Annotated in this window: 2 rRNA genes; both read right to left on the bottom strand. The window is 55.5% G+C overall.

Annotated elements, in window-relative coordinates:
• Positions 1–97 precede the first annotated feature (97 nt).
• Positions 98–212 (bottom strand): 5S ribosomal RNA (gene rrf / locus OEZ49_RS22960).
• A gap of 165 nt (positions 213–377) precedes the next feature.
• A 23S ribosomal RNA gene (locus OEZ49_RS22965) occupies positions 378–1441 on the bottom strand; the annotation flags it as partial.

Genomic DNA, 1441 nt, shown 5'->3' on the forward strand with positions numbered 1-1441 from the left:
CGACCTTCAGGTTATGAGCCTGACGAGCTACCTGGCTGCTCCATCCCGCGCCGGTTTTTTTTTGAGATCGTGTTAGAGAGAATTGAGTATTTATTAGGTTTGGCGGTGACCTACTCTCCCGGGGCTTGAGCCCGAGTACCATTGGCGCGGAGGCACTTAACTTCCGGGTTCGGGAAGGGACCGGGTGTATTGCGCTCGCTATGACCACCAAACCGAACAAATACTCACGTAGCGTCTTGCGTTGCAAGAGCGACGGGCGAGGTGTGGGGGTTTGCGAAGCAAACCCTTTTACCTGCTCGGTTTTACATCAATCGTGTGTTGTCCAGGTCTTGTTTGGTGCTTTTGGTTCTTGATGATCAGTCTTTCTGTTACTGGATCGGATCAAGCCTATCGGGCGATTAGTACCGGTCAACTGAACGCATTGCTGCGCTTACATCTCCGGCCTATTGACGTGGTGGTCTTCCACGGCCCTCAGGGATACCTTGTTTTGAGGGGGGCTTCCCGCTTAGATGCCTTCAGCGGTTATCCTGTCCGGACATAGCTACCCTGCACTGCCGTTGGCACGACAACAGGTCCACCAGTGGTCCGTTCACCCCGGTCCTCTCGTACTAGGGGCAACTCCTCTCAAGTATCCTACACCCACGGCAGATAGGGACCGAACTGTCTCACGACGTTCTAAACCCAGCTCACGTACCTCTTTAAACGGCGAACAGCCGTACCCTTGGGACCTGCTCCAGCCCCAGGATGAGATGAGCCGACATCGAGGTGCCAAACACTGCCGTCGATATGGACTCTTGGGCAGTATCAGCCTGTTATCCCCGGCGTACCTTTTATCCGTTGAGCGATGGCCCTCCCACTTGGGACCACCGGATCACTATGACCGACTTTCGTCTCTGCTCGACTTGTCAGTCTTGCAGTCAGGCTGGCTTCTGCCATTGCACTCAACGAGCGATTTCCGACCGCTCTGAGCCAACCTTCGCGCGCCTCCGTTACGCTTTAGGAGGCGACCGCCCCAGTCAAACTACCCGCCACGCAGGGTCCCGGATCCGGATAACGGACCGCGGTTAGACATCAAGAGTGCGAAGGGTGGTATCTCAAGGTTGGCTCCACGGGAACTGGCGTTCCTGCTTCAAAGCCTACCACCTATCCTGCACATCACAATCCTGATGCCAGTGCGAAGCTGTAGTAAAGGTGCACGGGGTCTTTCCGTCTAACCGCGGGAAGCCTGCATCTTGACAGGCAATTCAATTTCGCTGAGTCGATGTTGGAGACAGCGGGGAAGTCGTTACGCCATTCGTGCAGGTCGGAACTTACCCGACAAGGAATTTCGCTACCTTAGGACCGTTATAGTTACGGCCGCCGTTTACCTGGGCTTCAATTCGGAGCTTGCACCCCTCCTTTTAACCTTCAGGCACCGGGCAGGCGTCAGACCCTATACGTC

The organism is Ruegeria marisflavi (genome assembly GCF_025673445.1).
GTDB lineage: Bacteria > Pseudomonadota > Alphaproteobacteria > Rhodobacterales > Rhodobacteraceae > Ruegeria_B > Ruegeria_B marisflavi.